Annotated in this window: 20 protein-coding genes and 2 tRNA genes; 11 read left to right on the forward strand and 11 right to left on the reverse strand. The window is 54.9% G+C overall.

What is annotated here, in order from left to right; genetic code table 11:
* From ACWVCN_RS08320 to ACWVCN_RS08340, 5 genes are all read left to right on the forward strand, one after another.
* Window positions 1-345 (forward strand): hypothetical protein (locus ACWVCN_RS08320; protein ID WP_455245100.1); only part of this gene is annotated, 345 nt, incomplete at its 5' end.
* A gap of 212 nt (window positions 346-557) precedes the next feature.
* Window positions 558-749: a hypothetical protein gene (locus ACWVCN_RS08325; RefSeq protein WP_455245101.1), complete on the forward strand. Its 192-nt coding sequence runs from the start codon at window positions 558-560 to the stop codon at window positions 747-749.
* Window positions 750-1,010: 261 nt separating this feature from the next.
* Window positions 1,011-1,460 carry a methyltransferase family protein gene (locus ACWVCN_RS08330; RefSeq protein ID WP_455245102.1) on the forward strand — a complete coding sequence of 150 codons (450 nt, stop codon included), beginning with the start codon at window positions 1,011-1,013 and terminating at the stop codon, window positions 1,458-1,460.
* 36 nt (window positions 1,461-1,496) lie between these two features.
* Window positions 1,497-1,928: a DUF5069 domain-containing protein gene (locus ACWVCN_RS08335; RefSeq protein ID WP_455245103.1), complete on the forward strand. Its 432-nt coding sequence runs from the start codon at window positions 1,497-1,499 to the stop codon at window positions 1,926-1,928.
* 281 nt (window positions 1,929-2,209) lie between these two features.
* Window positions 2,210-2,509 (forward strand): hypothetical protein, encoded by a 300-nt coding sequence (locus ACWVCN_RS08340; protein WP_455245104.1) that lies wholly within the window; start codon window positions 2,210-2,212, stop codon window positions 2,507-2,509.
* 90 nt (window positions 2,510-2,599) lie between these two features.
* On the opposite strand, the gene ACWVCN_RS08345 is transcribed toward ACWVCN_RS08340, so the two are convergent.
* Both ACWVCN_RS08345 and ACWVCN_RS08350 read right to left on the reverse strand, forming a co-directional pair.
* Complete coding sequence (locus ACWVCN_RS08345) at window positions 2,600-3,031, reverse strand: hypothetical protein (RefSeq protein WP_455245105.1); 432 nt, start codon at window positions 3,029-3,031, stop codon at window positions 2,600-2,602.
* Window positions 3,032-3,201: 170 nt separating this feature from the next.
* The gene (locus ACWVCN_RS08350) at window positions 3,202-3,633 is read right to left on the reverse strand and encodes a hypothetical protein (RefSeq protein WP_455245106.1); all 432 of its coding nucleotides are present in this window, start codon (window positions 3,631-3,633) and stop codon (window positions 3,202-3,204) included.
* Between the two features lie 140 nt (window positions 3,634-3,773).
* On the opposite strand from ACWVCN_RS08350, the gene ACWVCN_RS08355 reads away from it, so the two are divergent.
* Window positions 3,774-4,103, forward strand: coding sequence for a PilZ domain-containing protein (locus ACWVCN_RS08355; protein ID WP_455245107.1), 330 nt, complete (start codon window positions 3,774-3,776; stop codon window positions 4,101-4,103).
* Between the two features lie 182 nt (window positions 4,104-4,285).
* Here ACWVCN_RS08355 and ACWVCN_RS08360 read toward each other — a convergent pair whose 3' ends face one another.
* The 5 genes from ACWVCN_RS08360 to ACWVCN_RS08380 all read right to left on the reverse strand — a co-directional run bounded on the left by ACWVCN_RS08360 (window position 4,286) and on the right by ACWVCN_RS08380 (window position 8,499).
* On the reverse strand, window positions 4,286-4,450 hold the full coding sequence (locus ACWVCN_RS08360; protein WP_455245108.1) for a hypothetical protein: 165 nt from the start codon (window positions 4,448-4,450) through the stop codon (window positions 4,286-4,288).
* A gap of 136 nt (window positions 4,451-4,586) precedes the next feature.
* Window positions 4,587-5,264: a hypothetical protein gene (locus ACWVCN_RS08365; protein WP_455245109.1), complete on the reverse strand. Its 678-nt coding sequence runs from the start codon at window positions 5,262-5,264 to the stop codon at window positions 4,587-4,589.
* Window positions 5,265-5,269: 5 nt separating this feature from the next.
* On the reverse strand, window positions 5,270-6,787 hold the full coding sequence (locus tag ACWVCN_RS08370) for an AAA family ATPase (RefSeq protein WP_455245110.1): 1,518 nt from the start codon (window positions 6,785-6,787) through the stop codon (window positions 5,270-5,272).
* Window positions 6,788-6,838: 51 nt separating this feature from the next.
* Window positions 6,839-7,750 carry a formylglycine-generating enzyme family protein gene (locus ACWVCN_RS08375; RefSeq protein WP_455245111.1) on the reverse strand — a complete coding sequence of 304 codons (912 nt, stop codon included), beginning with the start codon at window positions 7,748-7,750 and terminating at the stop codon, window positions 6,839-6,841.
* Complete coding sequence (locus ACWVCN_RS08380) at window positions 7,747-8,499, reverse strand: hypothetical protein (protein WP_455245112.1); 753 nt, start codon at window positions 8,497-8,499, stop codon at window positions 7,747-7,749. Before ACWVCN_RS08380 ends, ACWVCN_RS08375 begins: the two co-directional genes overlap by 4 nt.
* Window positions 8,500-8,632: 133 nt before the next feature.
* Between ACWVCN_RS08380 and ACWVCN_RS08385 the strand changes: the two genes are divergently transcribed.
* Together ACWVCN_RS08385 and ACWVCN_RS08390 are read left to right on the forward strand one after the other, a co-directional pair.
* Window positions 8,633-9,271: an MBL fold metallo-hydrolase gene (locus tag ACWVCN_RS08385; RefSeq protein ID WP_455245113.1), complete on the forward strand. Its 639-nt coding sequence runs from the start codon at window positions 8,633-8,635 to the stop codon at window positions 9,269-9,271.
* A gap of 17 nt (window positions 9,272-9,288) precedes the next feature.
* Window positions 9,289-9,795 (forward strand): bifunctional nuclease family protein, encoded by a 507-nt coding sequence (locus ACWVCN_RS08390; protein ID WP_455245114.1) that lies wholly within the window; start codon window positions 9,289-9,291, stop codon window positions 9,793-9,795.
* A gap of 4 nt (window positions 9,796-9,799) precedes the next feature.
* On the opposite strand, the gene ACWVCN_RS08395 is transcribed toward ACWVCN_RS08390, so the two are convergent.
* From ACWVCN_RS08395 to ACWVCN_RS08410, 4 genes are all read right to left on the reverse strand, one after another.
* Window positions 9,800-10,102: a hypothetical protein gene (locus ACWVCN_RS08395; protein ID WP_455245115.1), complete on the reverse strand. Its 303-nt coding sequence runs from the start codon at window positions 10,100-10,102 to the stop codon at window positions 9,800-9,802.
* Between the two features lie 132 nt (window positions 10,103-10,234).
* Window positions 10,235-11,227: a tryptophan--tRNA ligase gene (gene trpS / locus ACWVCN_RS08400; protein ID WP_455245116.1), complete on the reverse strand. Its 993-nt coding sequence runs from the start codon at window positions 11,225-11,227 to the stop codon at window positions 10,235-10,237.
* Entirely contained in the window at window positions 11,224-11,967 is a 744-nt protein-coding gene (locus tag ACWVCN_RS08405) for a site-2 protease family protein (RefSeq protein WP_455245117.1), read from the reverse strand. The genes trpS and ACWVCN_RS08405 overlap by 4 nt, the downstream gene beginning before the upstream one ends.
* Window positions 11,968-11,980: 13 nt before the next feature.
* Complete coding sequence (locus ACWVCN_RS08410) at window positions 11,981-13,852, reverse strand: penicillin-binding protein activator (protein WP_455245118.1); 1,872 nt, start codon at window positions 13,850-13,852, stop codon at window positions 11,981-11,983.
* A 227-nt stretch (window positions 13,853-14,079) separates the two neighbouring features.
* Here ACWVCN_RS08410 and xerD point away from each other — a divergent pair, with 227 nt between their 5' ends.
* From xerD to ACWVCN_RS08425, 3 genes are all read left to right on the forward strand, one after another.
* Window positions 14,080-14,997, forward strand: a complete 918-nt coding sequence (gene xerD / locus ACWVCN_RS08415) for a site-specific tyrosine recombinase XerD (protein ID WP_455245119.1) — start codon at window positions 14,080-14,082, stop codon at window positions 14,995-14,997.
* 98 nt (window positions 14,998-15,095) lie between these two features.
* Window positions 15,096-15,171, forward strand: a tRNA-Val gene (locus ACWVCN_RS08420).
* A 121-nt stretch (window positions 15,172-15,292) separates the two neighbouring features.
* Window positions 15,293-15,371: transfer RNA gene (locus tag ACWVCN_RS08425), tRNA-Asp, on the forward strand.
* Window positions 15,372-15,443 lie beyond the last annotated feature (72 nt).

Here is a 15,443-nt window from a genome sequence, read left to right on the forward strand (position 1 = left end):
ATGAAGCTGGTGCAAGGGGACGTTACCCGGCTTTCAGAGGCGGAAGTGGGTTCCGGCTTCCGGCTCATCCTGGACACTGGCACCTTCCATGACTTCGACACTGAGCAGCAGCAAGGGATGGCCCGCAGCGTGGACGCCCTGGCCACCGGAGATGCTACAGTAATCTTGCTGTGCTGGCCGCGGCGCATTCGACCGTTGATCCGGGGCGTGAGCCGCGAAGAAATCGAAGCCGCCTTTGCAGGTTGGCGAATCACCGACGTGGAACCGTCCTTTTTCAAGCTACCGCCACCCCTGGAATGGGTGCTGCGCCCAGACGAGCACTGGTACCGCCTGCGCCGTGCGTGATTTGGCGTGCCGTCTGACAGCCGGTTGCAGCCGAGGGATTGCTGCGCGGCCGGCCGCTGAGCCGGAGCGTTAGAGATCAAACGAGATACTGGCATCGCTTATTGCTTATTGTCATAGTTCTGCTGGCTGTGAATGTTTCGACGTATATTGTGTTGTCTCTTAATCTTAAAGCTGGGATCTATCCGGTCGATGCAGATTCGATAGGTATTCCGATGGCAGCCACGCTATTCTTCTCTCTAGGTGGTACGGTTTTTCTGCTGTCCGCGCCGGCCTTGTTTTTATCGGCAGCATTGTTCGCTTTGGCGGAAACAAAGGGGTCGGAAGTCTTTATTGTTAAGCTAATGACGGTCGCGACCGCTGGCCTGTTGATGCAGGACCTCGCCGGAGGAACCGGGACCCGCTGAGGGGCTGGGCGCGAAGGAAAGCTGGAACTCACCGCTGCAGTTTACTGCGACGGCAAAGCATAAGAATTACCAGTGTGACACGATCTGAGGGTTAAACCTAATCCGAAAACACTTCCATCTGATTGGGGATGCGTCGCAGTGGGTGGTGCGGCGATCGAGGACGGAAAAGGGTTCCAGGAACCATTGATCGATCTCATTTCATGCATGGTGTTCCTGATATCCGCCTCCTGAGGCGTCGGCTCAAACTTTCCGTTAGGGCTCATGTTTTTGCGAGCGCTCATTGCCTTTCTGGTATTGCCGGGAACGGTTGCCTTCATCGTTCCCGTGGCCTGGCTTTGGTATACGGATCGCACGCAGCTCGATTTACCATTCGGCCTGGTGATTCTCGTGGTCGGGGTTGCCGGCCTGATGTGGTGTGTGAGGGATTTCTACGTCTCAGGCAAGGGGACGCTTGCGCCGTGGGCGCCACCTGAGAAACTGGTGGTCGTCGGCCTGTATCGCTACAGCCGCAATCCGATGTATATTTCGGTCGCATTGATGCTGCTGGGGTGGGCCGTCTCGTTCGGCTCGTTATTTCTATACCTCTACACGCTGATCGTCGTGACAGCTTTTCATATTCGCGTGGTCTGGGGTGAGGAGCCATGGTTGGCACGTAAGTATGGGAGTGACTGGGAGCGGTACAGCAGTCAGGTTCGGCGGTGGCTGTGGTGAGGGCGACTGAATTCGAACGTCCTGGAGCAAAAAGAGATGACCAGGTATCCTCGTAGTCCCAAAGCTCTGCTCGGCGGGGTCGCTCACCTGAGACGGTTTATCGATAAGATCAGGCTGCGGCACGCAGGCCAGTTACAAGACTACAACTACATGACGGTGGGGTTCGATAAGGATCTGATCGATTTTCTCGGCATCGATGCGAAGGCCTTCGAGCAACGGGTTCTGGCGGGCGGGACGGATGACGAGTTGCTCGCCTGGGTGAAAGCCAATGGCAAACAGCTCACTCAGGTTGAGGTCTGTCTCTTTTCAGAGAATCTGCTGAAATCCGAGCCGAAGGATGAAGCAGCACGGCAGCGCTTCCGAGGCCGCCTGGAAGAGATCGCCACGAAGCGAGGTGTATCGGTAAGTGCACTCCCTGCCGTATCCACCTGGGCTGACGCTATCGAATTGGACGAAGGGCGGATGTAGGGTCTCGTCACTTCATTTACTTTAAGTCTTACCCTTCTCATCTGAATCACCACCGTATTCCATGGATTCAGAGAACTGTGGCGAGTTGGTGGGGCCTGTAGCCAACTTGTTACAGACTTCCGAACCTCTTCTTTGAGGTTTGAACGAAATGTGAAATGAATCCAGGGGTTGCTAAGGAATGCTGGTAATTATTGATGCGGCATCAACTTTGCTGTTAGTGCGTTCCCGGAACGGAGGGATTGGCCTCTCGTTCACAAGGACAACAATACTAGGAGGATAGCATGTTGAAGACTGTATCAACCCTGACGGTCGCGGCGGTATTTGCGGCGTTCACAAGTGTATTCGCTCAAGCTCCGGCGACGGAACCGGCTCCTGAGCCGGAAGTGACCGCTCCGGCTCCGAACGCACCGCCGGCTCCCGTAGCAGGAGAGGAGATGAAGGGCGAGAAGCGTAAAGGCAAAGGGGAAAATGAGAAAAAAGGAAAACACGACAATCGTGGCAGGCACAAGGGGCAGGGTAAGCACGAGAATCGAGGCAAACACAAAGGGCAGGACAAGCCAGATGAGGTTGGCAAACGCTAAACCTGTCTTGCAATCTTGCTGGTGAGTCTTCAAGACAAGCGGCCGGCTCGATGACGGGCCGGCCGCTTTTTGTTTTGTCGCGATTGTCGTCTAGGCGGCTGATTTGGTGAGGAGTTTCTTCACTTCGACGTGTGCGAAGATCACGTCGGGCTCACGTTGTAGAGCCTCATAGTAGCTGCGTTCGAACCCGTCGCCTTCTTCTGATGGACGAATCAAGCTCCGGACATCCGCCAGGAAATGTTCGACTTCCACGCTGGTCAGTTCACTTCCTTCATCGAGCAATTCATCTATGCGGATTACCATTTGTGACAAGGGATGAAGCCAGGTGAACCAGGGATCGCTCAGCACAAGCTGAAGCAATTGCCCCGTGGAGGCGACGCGGCCGTTGATGCGCTCGTAGGTCAGCTGTTCTGCGATGATCAGGGCCTTATGCAGGCTAAGGAGCCGGCGCCGTATCTCCGCCAGCATGGTGCGATAGGGTTCGGCGGTTTTGGCTGAAGCGGAGTCGAATGTCTGTGCCATGGTTAAAGTGTAGCAGGTCGGTGCAAAAATGGTCGGCAGAGAGCAGGAGGTATTGTGGAGAGGTTTGGTTGAGATTGAGGATTTACATTGAGTCGAGTAATGATGACCGGAACCGGGAAGTTCAAATGATCATGATAGGTAGAAGTGAGTATCGAATTGCGGCCGATGGATCATGCAGCTTTGGGGAGCAGCTTCCTCACCCGAAAATGAGCGAGAACGACATCGGAAGAGCGGTCCATCGCTTCGTAGTAGGCTCGCTCGAATCCGTCGCCCTCCACTGATGGGTAGAGGAGCCCATCGATTTCACGCAAGACGTATTCGACGTTAGCTTCTGTAATGTCGAAGCAGTCATCTTCCAGCAATTGATCAATACGGACAAGAAGGTCGGCAATAGGATGGAGCCACGTAAACCAAGGGTCATGTTGGAGTAAAGAGAGTAACGTATCGACCGATTCAACCGGTCCGTTCAGACGCTCGTAGGTCTGCTGCTCGGCAACGATAAGAGCACCGTGGAGCCCCACCAGGTAATCGCGCATTGTGAGGAGCGTACGCCGGGGGTGATCGATAGGAACGGGTGCTGCGCTGTTGGAGGTCACTGACATGGCTCAAGTGTAGCAAACTTTAAAAAAGCTGCCGATGTAAGGTGGCAGGCGAAAGTCCCCACCCTTTTGATGAATTTCGGCTCCAATGCGAGTATTCTTGATGTACGGGATTACTGCAGAGAAGACTACCGGAGCACACAATGGAACGACGGAAACACCGGCGGGTGTCTGCGAAGGTTCAAGGGTTCCTACTGGGGAACTCTCACGAAGTGGAAGGACAGACGCTCGATCTATCCGTGGGAGGAGCAAGGTTCGAGAGCGATTTAGAGGTCTTTCCGGGAAAAGTCATCGTCATTCGATTGGTGATTCCCGGCCTTAAGGAGCCTTTGTCGATCCAAGAAGCACGTGTGCAGTGGGTTGCAGACCAAACGTTCGGGGTAGAGTTTCAAGGGGTTCCCGATGAAGAACTCGACGAACTCGAACAACTCATCGATGAATACGATGATACCGGGAACAGCGGCCACGCGTAGTTTGATTAATACATGATACCCTGTTCTACGCCCTGCCTGCTCTCTCCCGCGGGGAAGTGTGCTGCTGTTTTACCCGATTTAGTTCTTGTGCAGCTCAAAGGCTTGTCTGAGAAGGTCGAACTCTCTGTCTCGTCATGTGCAAAGTCGTTTCCGACCGGCGCTTCACCCAGAACGGGTAAGCCCTAGTTTTCATAAAACACGACGACGGTCGTCTTCTTACACTTACAACAGGTCCCCTGGCTCGTCATCGGGATTTGCCCCGCCTTTTCCGCCTCCTGGACTTGGGAATCTCTAGATCTCCCGACTTTGTTGTAGCAATCACTACAATATGCCGCTGTCTTTCCCATAGTTCCTCCTTGGTATAAAACAGGCCACGGAACATTGGCCAGCCACAAGGTTATGGCTCGGACACACTTAGGCACTTGCATGAAGTATAGCCACAACTAGGGAAATTGCCAGGAAGGAAGCCTGCTCCCTGAGAATTTAGAGCCCGGTCAGAGTGCCGAACCCCGCGAAAAGCTGGCCGGTCAGATAACTGGCGTTGGCGGGGTCGTGGTGGTCTTTTCGTCGAAGATAATCGTTTAGAACACGACCGTCCGCCGTTAGGTGCACGTGGGGGAGGCCCAGGTTCATGCGATACCGCTCGATCGCGTTGGCAACCCGGCTGATAAACACGACGGTCCCGTCCGCTTCCTGCCGTTCGACAATTCCCACATGCGTGAGTGGATCGTTGATGATGCCGTCTCCGTTGTAGTCCCATGTATTATCGAAGAAGACCAGATCGCCCGGTCGGACACCGGGTCCCTGATGAAACTTTCCGTGTTGAAGGATATGGTCGTGGATGAGCCGTACACCGTTCGCCTTCGGATCATGCAGTTCGCTGTTATACAGGTCGATGCCGTGAGCAAGAAAAATCGCCCGGGCCACGCCAGCGCAGTCGTAGGCAATTCGTCTGCCGTTGATTTGAATCGTCGTAGATCCTACGAGCTTAGCGGCAGTCCGGACGATGTTGTTTCGGCTTGGCTTGTGACGGCCTGATTTGCAGCAGCGTGCCCCTTCGAGGGTAGAGTCAGTGTGGGATGGAGCTGAAGTCTGAACCGGCGTCGAACAACCGACCAGGGTCATGAATGCAATGCTAGCCATGATGAAGACGAGCCGCATGGTGTTCACCGGACTTTGACGAAGCGTTGCTCCGCCATGCGCCGCAATTCGTCGATGTCCTCCCGCCTGGTCACCGAAAGCGGCACGGTTTGGTTGAGTTCCTCGATCAAGAGGTCCGTGGTTAACGGGGATTTTTGGTGCAAAGCTCGATAGAGTGACGCAACAACGGCTTGTTCGATTTCGGAGCCGCTGAAACCGTCGCTAGCACTGACGATCTTCCCCAAGTCGAATTGTCCGGGGTCCTGTTTGCGCAGGCTCAGATGGATGTTCCAGATTGCTTCCCGCTCGACGTCGTCCGGTAAGTCGACGAAGAAAATTTCGTCGAAACGGCCTTTTCGCAACAGTTCAGGCGGAAGGGTTTCGAGATTGTTGGCGGTGGCGACGACGAACACTTCCTGTTTCTTTTCTTGGAGCCAGGTTAAGAAGGCTCCGAACAGCCGCCGGCTCAAGCCCGCATCAGCTTCTCCGTTCCCTCCTCCGGCGACCATGGCTTTCTCGATTTCGTCGATCCACAGCACAATTGGAGAAAGTGACTCGGCCATGTCGATGGCTTTCCGGAAATTCTTTTCCGATTCCCCCACAAACTTGTCGAACAATCGTCCGGCATCCAGTTTGAGCAAAGGGAGTTGCCACTCGCGCGCGATGGCTTTGGCCGCAAGAGATTTCCCGCACCCTGGTACGCCGACGAGCATGATTCCCCGAGGAGGGGTAAGATTCAGCGCCTTGGCTTCCGCTGTAAACCCGACTTTTGCCCGCTGCAGCCAAGATTTCAGATTCGCGAACCCTCCGAGTTCGAACCGGTTGTCTTCGAGCGGATAGTACTCCAGGAGACCTCCCTCTTTGATCGCCTGCACCTTGCGTTTAAGAATGTGCTGGACCGTTTCGGCAGAAAGTGCGCCGTTTTCGACCATGCTTTGCGTGATGACTTGTCGAGCTTGATGGAGAGTCAAGCCTTGGAGTGCACGGAGAATTGCCTCACGCTGGTCTTCGCTGGGGTGCATTTTCGAGAGGCGAAGTTGACTGCCAAACGATGGCCGGCCGCCTAAGGACCGCTGGACATGTTGGAGCATGGTGAGCAATTCAACTCGATCGGGCAACCGAAGGTCGAGCCGTACGGCGACTTTCTCGATGTCCGAGGGAAGTTCGAGGGGATGTCCGGTGAGGACACATGTAGCGCGTGACCTGGTAAAACGCTCACTGACTTCCTTGAGTTGCCGTGCCACCGGAGCCTCTTGCAAGTGAGGGGTGAGGTCTTTGAGCCAGAAGATGGCTTCGACGGTCAGCGTGTGAAGATGTTGGAGTAGCGCAAGCGGCGTGGCCGTCAGTTTATTCAGTGAGGGACCCTCGTCCGCTCGGGTCAATCCCCTCGTTACTGACCACTCGAATAGGGGCATACGCTCCTGCGCAGCTACGGATTGGAGCAGAGTAAGGACACGCTCCTCTTCAACCGTTTCGATCACGATCAACGGGTGGGAGGAACGAATGAGGGTGCGCAGGTCGTGCACGCTCGTTGACAGAGCCATGGCAAGAGGATGCTAGCACGAAGGAGGGTGACGGCCAAATCAAACGCTCGTTTACTGCGGGGCTCCAAGACCTCCTCCCGCAACGGATTTCGCGCAGCGAAACCCGATCGTGGCTGAGCGTTGATCAGGTGCGGAACCTCCGCGTGTCGCCGTGCGAAGCATGATGGTCTTGCTTTTCCACGATCCTCCACGGACGCTTTTGTAGCGGCCGCTCGGGGGGCCAGGCGGATTCCGATCCGGAACATACGCATAGTAGTCAAACCCGAACCAATCGTTCACCCATTCAGCAACATTGCCGGCCATGTGGTGGATACCGTAGGGGCTCTTGCCTTCATCGAGCGCATCGACGGCGGCCAATATGGGAATTTCGTGAACATGATGTTGGCCGAACATCGCCAGGCGGTTGTCGGGGCGTTGCTCGCCCCAGGGAAACAGGTTGCCTTCGGGTCCACGAGCGGCTTTTTCCCATTCCGCTTCTGTGGGTAGCCTTTTGCCGTTGGCCTTGCAGAAGTCGTGGGCTTCCTGCCAGGTCACATAGAGCGCCGGCCAACGAGTGAGGGTTTGATCCGAGACGGAATGCACCGTAATAACGTGCCAGATCAATTTTTGAAGCTCTTCCGGAGGGTCCTGCTTGCGCTGCTGCAGAAACGTCAAATACTCCCCAAGACTTACCTCGTCGCGGTCTATTTCATACGTGTCGAGCCAGACGCGCTGCTGGGGAATTTCCGTATCATCGAATTGGGTCCACAGTCCATAGGGGTCGTCGTCGATGCGTTTGCTGCCGAATAGAAACGATCCGGCAGGGACGGTCACGGGAGGAGACGGTTGAGCAAGGTGGGCGATTGACGACAGATGCCGTGCCAGATCTTTAGAGGGTTTCCCGCCTCCAGCTGAGACCGGTATGGCCAGCGGGAGGAATGAAAGACAACAGAAGGCGAACCCCAAGCATACGTGTCGGTTCATGTCTTGCTGGGCGACGCCAGGGCTTTGCTCACTTCACCGATGAGGCGCCGTTCGATCTCTGCTGTTTCCTCTGCGCTGACGCTCAAGATGCGCCCGCCCTGGGCCAACTTCTCGAATTCGGCCTTGACGCTCAAGCGTGTGACGTTGGACGGACGAGCTTGAAGGGAGATGGTGTATTGATTCCTGGAGCCTGCAATTTCCAGTGAAACGGGGTTCGACACTTTTCGTTCCGTGACGAAGACCGCTTTCTGATCCGCCTTGATGCTTACCCGGACTTGGTAGCCATTACGAGCCAGAACCTCTTCAACGGTCTTGGCGACAGTTCGCAATGGACGCGGGATATCTTCGGTTTGGGATCCCTTATTCTCGATGTGAATATCCTGAGCCGCTTGTTCGAGAGCGGTCCGTTTGATGTCGGCTGTGAGTTTCCTTGCCTGCACCAACTGGTGCTCAAGCTGGTCCTCGGCCGCTTTCGCTTCTCCTTTGGCGCTTTCCGCTGCTTTTTTGGCGTCCCGAATCTCCTGATTCAGAAGATCAATTTGCTGTTGCATGACTTTGTTGCCGTCCTGGAGCGACGTGACAAGGGATTCTTGTTTGGCCAATTGCTTCTTGAGCGTTTCGTTTTCAGATTTGAACGGGGACTCTTCCGGTGTGCAACCGGGAAAGAGGGAGAGGGCCATGAGGCCAAGCATGGTTGGGACAAGTCCCGCAGAGAGTCGCTGTGTGATCGCAAGACGGTGAAAGTACATAGGCCGATTATCCATGCTTCACAGGCTGTTGTCTATGAGGAATCTTGCACGGCCGTTGTTTGACCCTCCGTACTGTGACGGGCTATGCTCTCGTTCCGGCACAGAACGTAATGGGATTCAGACGAGTTCAGACATGGCAATGTTGATTCGAAAAACATTTTCCGTCCCGCCTTTAGGCTGCAATTGTTCGATCATCGGCGATCCTCTGACGAAGGAGGCGATTGTTGTCGATCCCGGTGGAGCCCATGAGCGCATTCTCCATGAGGTGCAGCACCTCGGCATGACGGTCACTATGATTCTCCATACCCATGCCCACTTCGACCATTTTCTCGCTTCCGGAGAGATGAAGAAGGCGACGGGTGCTACTCTCTGTCTGCACGAAGACGACCGCAAGTTGTGGGCCATGCTTGAAACGCAATGCCGCATGTTCGGCGTCCCATACACGGCGGTGCCGCCGCCCGACTATTGGCTGAAGGATGAAGAAAAAATTCTGGTCGGCCAAGTGGCGGCAGTGGCCCTTCATACCCCCGGGCATACGCCTGGCTCGATGAGTTTTCATGTTCCGGAAGGAAACGTCGTTTTGGCGGGTGACACGTTGTTCCGCGGCAGTATCGGGCGCACGGACCTGTGGGGCGGGGACTTCGATACGATCGAACAGTCGATCCGTGAACGTCTGTATACCCTTCATGAGTCCACGCTTGTCGTGACGGGGCATGGGCCTGAGACCGAAATCGGTTTAGAAAAGGAAACGAATCAGTTTATCCGGGCCTGAGTCCAAGGGAGGTGACCATGAAAATTTTCGGTCCGCTCATCCTCTCGATCATGCTTTGCGGTGTGATGCTCGGCCAGAGTACGGGGGCCGCTGAGCACGAATCCGCCCCGACTGAAACCGTGACGATATCCCGTGTTGAGGTTCGCCTCTCAGACCGAGGCCCGGTCGTGTTACTCCAGGCTGAAGGTAAAATGATTCCGATCTTCGTCGATATGACAGTAGCTGCCTCAATTCAGGGGGCTTTGAAAGGACAACCGCTGCCCCGGCCTCTTTCTCATGATCTCATGCATACAATTCTCGAAACCTTCGGGGGGAAAGTGACCCAGACAGTCATCACGTTGAAGGGCGGTACCTATTACGGGGCCCTCAGCGTCGCCCTGCGCGATGATGTTAAGACGTTCGACAGTCGCTCGTCCGATTCCATTGCGCTGGCTATTCATTTCAACGCGCCGATCATTGTGCCGCGTGATTTACTGAATTCGGCAGGGCGGGTCCTGGAAAAGCCGGAGGCGCAAGTCTTGTGAGCGGTTATTCCTTGGCCATTTGTTCTTTGAGCCTCGCCAGGCGTTTTGCTGTCGACTGTTTGATGAACTCCATGTTTTGGGCGAGATGCTGTTCGGCTGTGATCTTGCCCTCTTCGCGCCGTTTCAGTTGGTCGAGTCCAAATTGGGCGATTACCGGTCCGTCTTCCTGATTCAGCGATTTCCAAATTTCCACACAGCGGGTTTGTTTCGCGACGGGATATTTGTCGCACGGCGGGTCTACTGCTTCCGCGCCTACTGCGGATGCGACGACTACAAAACTTGCCAACAGCACGTGCTTGAATTTCACCTGATTCCGCCTTCCGTGGCACGCACCAACCGCGCCTACGTTAACACATTGCGAGTGGTTCTGCCGACGGTGCGGTTTTATGAACAGTGTGGCGACACGTTCTTGGGCCGTTGGGAGCGGCGTCGGATGACTCTAAATCTTCATCGCCTCCGTGACTTCCTGCAACGTCGCCTTTGCAACAGCGTTTGCTTTGCGGCTTCCTTCCAGAACGATCTCGTCCAACTGCGAGGGATTCTTGGTAAGGCCGGAGCGATTGTCCCAGATCGGTGCCATCTGCTCCACCATTCGATCTGCCACCATCTTCTTGCAATCGATGCAGCCGATTGCCGCGGTTCGGCAATCCTTGTTTATCTGCTCTTGTACTGTGCCAGACGAATAAATCTTGTGAAATTCATAGACGGGACAGAGGTCGGGATTCCCAGGATCTGTTCTCCGCACACGTGCCGGATCGGTGACCATGGTTTTGAGTTTTTGCCGCAGGACTGGTTCGCTGTCGGACAGGTTGATCGTGTTCCCGTAGCTCTTGCTCATCTTACGGCCGTCGGTACCAAGGATCTTGGGGAATTTCGTGAGGTGTTCCTTCGGCTCGGGAAATACGGATGTCTTGTAGATATCGTTGAACCGCCTGGCAACTTCACGGGTGAGTTCTAAATGCGGCAGTTGGTCTTTCCCCACCGGGACGAAGTCGGGTTTGTACAAAAGGATGTCAGCTGCTTGCAGGACGGGGTAGCCGAGAAAGCCGTAAGTGCTGAGGTCTTTTTCTTTAATCTCTTCCTGCTTCTCCTTGTACGTGGGATTTCGTTCCAACCAGGACACCGGGATCATCATGGAGAACAGTAAGTGCAAGATCGCATGTTCCGGAATTCGAGATTGGATGAATACAGTGGCACGATTCGGATCGATGCCGGCCGCTAGCCAGTCGGTAAGCATTTCACGGACAAACTCCCGAATTCGGCTCGTATCGGCATAGTTTGTTGAGAGGGCATGCCAGTCTGCGACAAAGAAATAACATTCATACTGATCTTGGAGTGTCTTCCAGTTTTCCAATGCACCAAGATAGTTTCCGAGGTGCATGAGCCCGCTGGGCTGCATGCCGCTGAGTACGCGTTTTTGAGAGGTCTTCATTGTGAAACTCCTGCACCCAAACCAATGGCGGTCGTGAGAATTGTACCTGAAAGACCCGAGGCGACGGTACTGGAAATCGTGTGGATCACGCGTAGTTCGCGATCGAAGACTAGAAGCCCGACGAGTATCATCATGCCGTAAGGTTCCAGCCTGGCGAGGGCTAAGGCCGGTTTCGGAGGTAACAGGCTGACAAGAATGCGTCCTCCGTCAAGCGGGGGGATCGGAATCAAATTGAAAATGCCGAGGAACACATTGATCAGAACAGAATAGAGCGCCATAACTGCGAGCGGCAGCAGGACCATTGTTGAAGCGGATGGCTCTGCTCCCGGTGAGGCTTCTTGAGTGTCTTGCGCCATCAGAGAGGGATTGGCCGACACAAGCGCTGCCAAAATTGCAGCGCTCAAGAGGGCCAACAGCAGGTTCATGCCCGGACCTGCCGCTGCAACCAACGCCATGTCTCTGCGCGGGTTCGTGAAATTTCTGATGTCGACGGGGACCGGTTTCGCCCAGCCAAACAGAAATCCTCCGGGGAGCATTAAGCAGATGAGAGGCATGATGACTGTTCCGAAGGGATCGATATGGGCCAAGGGGTTCAGAGTCAGCCGCCCGAGGACTCTGGCTGTGGGGTCGCCACATTTATCGGCCAGCCATCCGTGGGCGTATTCGTGGAGGACAATTGCGAACAGAAGCGGAAGCGCTTTGTACGAAACCGAAAAGAGGAAATGCGAGAGGTCGTTCATGTTTGGTGTGGAGTCAGTCGACTTGAGAGAATCGTCCCCGTTTGACTTGAATCAAGAACAACGGCCGGTCAAGCGTGCCGTCCTGGCCGAAAGACGCCGGCCCGCTTAGGGCTGGGAGATCCTTGTGTGTCAGAAGATAGTCGCGTACGCTCTCGCCTGAAGTGGCGCCACCTCTGATCGCCTCGATCACGAGTCGTGCAGCGTCGTATCCCTGCATGGCAAAGAGTGTCGGTACATTGCCGAATCGCTTCTTGTATCGCTCGACGAAGTCCTGGATGTTGGGATTCGGGCTTTCTGCGAAGAACCCGTCGACAAACACGCCGCCGTCGATAGAATGGTCAGCCGTGCGGGCGAAGTCAGGGGTATTCCAGCCGTTCCCGCCAAGTAACGGGACCCTCATGTCGTAGAAGTTGAGCTGCGCCGCGATCAGGCCAACGTCCGATGCACGACCGGGGATGAAGATGGCATCAAACCCAGGTGTGTAGAGGACCTTTTTGTCGAGATTTGTAACCTTCCCATCAGTTATCGCAGGGTCGACCTGCACGGCAAGTCCATACCGCTTGAGGTCTTCGGCCTTCATCCGTTGAATCTGCGCGCCGACATTGGACTTGCCTTCTTCGTAAGACTCGATCGCGATAATTTCGCCCTCACGTTGGCGAACCTCTTGGGCAAACAGCCGCGCCATTTCCCTGCCGTAGATAGTGTCAGGATGGAGAATGCAGAATCGTTGGAAGCCGAGGTCCGCCGTGGCGTAGGCCGCAATCCTTTTTGCTTGTAAATTGTATGTGAGGGCCGTACTGAAAGTGAAGGTGCCCAAACGCCTGACATTGGGAAACGTCGCGGTCGGTGTGATCAACGGAATACGCGAGCGCTCGGTCAATTCAGCCATGGCCGGTAGATTTTTCGAGAGGAGCGGACCGAGGACTGCGATGGGCCGATCGAAGCTTAATAGATTGCTGACGTCATCTAAAAAGGAAGGATGAGAGGGTTCGGTGTCCTTGACGAGGAGCCCAATTGAGGGCTCTCCCCCGCCGTCGCTATTCTGCTCGACGGCCAACTGAATCCCGCTTAGCACTTCGTTGGCGAAGGTGCCGAGCTTGCCTGACAACGGGAACACGGCGGCGATGAGGTATTGATAGGATCTCAATTTGGCTTGAAGAGATGTAAGGAGGTCCGCCGTCTTTGTGGCCTGGGCATGCAGCGGGAAGTTGGCGAGGAATTGACGGATCTGTCTCATGGCAAGGTGATCCTCGCCGCGCCCGACATACAAGTCAATCAGCCGCAAGGAGGCAAGATCGCCTGGAAAACTTCGTGGGTAGGTGTCTTTAATGCGGACGAGAGATTTCTTATCAAAAGAGCTGTTGATCAATTCCTGAATGCTCGTCCGAATTTCTTCTGCCTGTTCTTCTTCACTGAGCGAGATCTCATCGATCCAGGCTTTGATGGCCCGGGTCTGGTCTTTTTTCTTCAGATAGAGTTCGCCGCTTAGATGTGCGGCTTCGCGTTTGATCACCTCGTCCTGCGACAGTGTGCGAAGTCCCGTGAGGATGGGCAGTGCAAGGTCCGGGTTTCCCATGGCCGCATGTGTTCGCGCAATCAATAGCTTTCCTCGCTCGATCAGTTCAGACTTCGGTAATTCTGTTTGCAATTGCTGGAGGTACTTGAGGCTTTCACTGTATTGTTGAGAGTCAAGAAGGGCCGCGCCTAACAGCAAATAAGTGTCATCCAGAAGCTCAGCTTTTGGTTTGGTCTCGAGGAATCGACGGAGGAGGGTAACGGCTTCTTCCGGTTGTCCCGCATCGATCAGTCTCTTGGCCTGGCTGAGTGTTGGATGAGTGGCAGGCTCGGCGAATGCAGAGGGGATTGTCTGCAAATAAAGCGACATCGTTGAAGTAAAAGTCATCAGGCAAAACAAGACGCAGGTTCCCAGTAATCTCGGGCGTACGGAACTTGTGGTGAAATGTGGTGCGAATCGGGTGGTCGTCATGGGTATGTGAAGGAATCAATCAGGAATGTATTAGTTGTGACTACTATCGGAAACCCCGTAGGGTGTCAAGATTCAGTGCGACCCCTGCATTGTGTTGGCCCAGTCCATTTGGCTATGATTTCGGCATGGAAACCGATCCGTTAGTTGAGCGGTATCTACATCATCTTCGTGTGGAGGGAGGGCTTTCGCGCCATACGATCGATGCCTATCGGCGTGATCTGGCCAAGTTCCAATCGTATCTTCTTCGGAGCGGCGTAACGCCCCTTCAGCAGATGACAGCAGAGACCGTCAGGGGATTCCTCGAATCATTACAGGCGGCGCAATTATCCCAGGTGTCATCCGCTCGTTGCCTTTCCGCCGTGCGAGGCTGGCTTCGATTCCTCCGTCATGAAAAAATCCTCGATCACAATCCGGCCGGCAACATAGCCGCGGCGCGCAGAGGAACACGCTTGCCCAAGGTGTTGTCGCGGCAAGAGGTTCTTGCTCTCTTGGAGGTCGATGCTCGCGCGACCATCGAGGACAGACGTGATGGAGTGATGCTCGAACTGTTGTATGCCACGGGACTTCGTGTTTCAGAGCTGGTGTCGATCGAGTCTGCGCAGCTCAACTTTGAAGTGGGGTACCTTAGCGTGGTGGGCAAGGGAGGGAAGCAGCGCATCGTTCCAATGGGCGAGATGGCCGCGCGTGTCTTGTCCGAGTACTTGGAGGAGGTGCGCCCGCTGTTTCTCAAAAAACGTTGCTCGCGTTTTGTCTTCCTGACTCGGCGTGGGAACTGCTTGACACGGCAGGGGTTCTGGAAAGCACTTCGGCAACGTGCCATGCGGGCCGGGATTACCAAGAAGATTTCTCCCCATGTCCTGCGGCATTCGTTTGCGACGCATCTCCTGGAGGGTGGGGCGGACCTTCGTTCTGTTCAAACAATGCTGGGGCATGCGAATATTGCGACGACGCAAATCTATACACATGTCGATAGGAATAGGCTGAAGGATGTTCACAGGACCTATTTCCCCAGGCAAGCACGTCGGAGCCGAAGGCCCTCGTAAGCAGGCAGAGTTATAGAAACAAACTGCAAGAAGAATGCGAGATTCGGTTGACAAGGGGAAGTGGACTTGATAGCATCCGCCAGCTTGCTAGAAAAATCGGGCGGATAGCTCAGTTGGGAGAGCGCTGCCCTTACAAGGCAGAGGTCACAGGTTCGATCCCTGTTCCGCCTACCATAATCTGAGGCGCGAACTGGGAATTGGATGCAAATCTGGAAGTAAGAAATTTACGATTTCGGACGGGACACACTGCATATAGTCTTGTCGACCACATCTTCCTCTATCGCTAGAGTCACGAGGGGCCGTCGTTCAGCCTGGTTTAGGACGCCAGATTGTCAATCTGGAGGTCGCGGGTTCAAATCCCGTCGGCCCCGCCATTTTCCCCAGATTACTGTTGAGGCTTCAACAAGGTAGGCGCATGAATAATCCATGTGGCCGGAAAAGGGAAT

It is taken from the genome of Petrachloros mirabilis, assembly GCF_975968855.1.

What these genes read in the sequence shown, in the direction of transcription:
- ACWVCN_RS08325 (WP_455245101.1), top strand. Translation starts at nt 558, where the DNA reads ATGGCAGCCACGCTATTCTTCTCTCTAGGTGGTACGGTTTTTCTGCTG.
- ACWVCN_RS08385 (WP_455245113.1), top strand. Translation starts at nt 8,633, where the DNA reads ATGGCAATGTTGATTCGAAAAACATTTTCCGTCCCGCCTTTAGGCTGC.
- ACWVCN_RS08355 (WP_455245107.1), top strand. Translation starts at nt 3,774, where the DNA reads ATGGAACGACGGAAACACCGGCGGGTGTCTGCGAAGGTTCAAGGGTTC.
- ACWVCN_RS08410 (WP_455245118.1), bottom strand. Translation starts at nt 13,852, where the DNA reads ATGTCGCTTTATTTGCAGACAATCCCCTCTGCATTCGCCGAGCCTGCC.
- ACWVCN_RS08375 (WP_455245111.1), bottom strand. Translation starts at nt 7,750, where the DNA reads ATGAACCGACACGTATGCTTGGGGTTCGCCTTCTGTTGTCTTTCATTC.
- ACWVCN_RS08365 (WP_455245109.1), bottom strand. Translation starts at nt 5,264, where the DNA reads ATGCGGCTCGTCTTCATCATGGCTAGCATTGCATTCATGACCCTGGTC.
- trpS (WP_455245116.1), bottom strand. Translation starts at nt 11,227, where the DNA reads ATGAAGACCTCTCAAAAACGCGTACTCAGCGGCATGCAGCCCAGCGGG.
- ACWVCN_RS08405 (WP_455245117.1), bottom strand. Translation starts at nt 11,967, where the DNA reads ATGAACGACCTCTCGCATTTCCTCTTTTCGGTTTCGTACAAAGCGCTT.
- ACWVCN_RS08345 (WP_455245105.1), bottom strand. Translation starts at nt 3,031, where the DNA reads ATGGCACAGACATTCGACTCCGCTTCAGCCAAAACCGCCGAACCCTAT.
- ACWVCN_RS08390 (WP_455245114.1), top strand. Translation starts at nt 9,289, where the DNA reads ATGAAAATTTTCGGTCCGCTCATCCTCTCGATCATGCTTTGCGGTGTG.
- ACWVCN_RS08330 (WP_455245102.1), top strand. Translation starts at nt 1,011, where the DNA reads ATGTTTTTGCGAGCGCTCATTGCCTTTCTGGTATTGCCGGGAACGGTT.
- ACWVCN_RS08360 (WP_455245108.1), bottom strand. Translation starts at nt 4,450, where the DNA reads ATGGGAAAGACAGCGGCATATTGTAGTGATTGCTACAACAAAGTCGGG.
- ACWVCN_RS08370 (WP_455245110.1), bottom strand. Translation starts at nt 6,787, where the DNA reads ATGGCTCTGTCAACGAGCGTGCACGACCTGCGCACCCTCATTCGTTCC.
- ACWVCN_RS08380 (WP_455245112.1), bottom strand. Translation starts at nt 8,499, where the DNA reads ATGTACTTTCACCGTCTTGCGATCACACAGCGACTCTCTGCGGGACTT.
- ACWVCN_RS08340 (WP_455245104.1), top strand. Translation starts at nt 2,210, where the DNA reads ATGTTGAAGACTGTATCAACCCTGACGGTCGCGGCGGTATTTGCGGCG.
- ACWVCN_RS08335 (WP_455245103.1), top strand. Translation starts at nt 1,497, where the DNA reads ATGACCAGGTATCCTCGTAGTCCCAAAGCTCTGCTCGGCGGGGTCGCT.
- xerD (WP_455245119.1), top strand. Translation starts at nt 14,080, where the DNA reads ATGGAAACCGATCCGTTAGTTGAGCGGTATCTACATCATCTTCGTGTG.
- ACWVCN_RS08350 (WP_455245106.1), bottom strand. Translation starts at nt 3,633, where the DNA reads ATGTCAGTGACCTCCAACAGCGCAGCACCCGTTCCTATCGATCACCCC.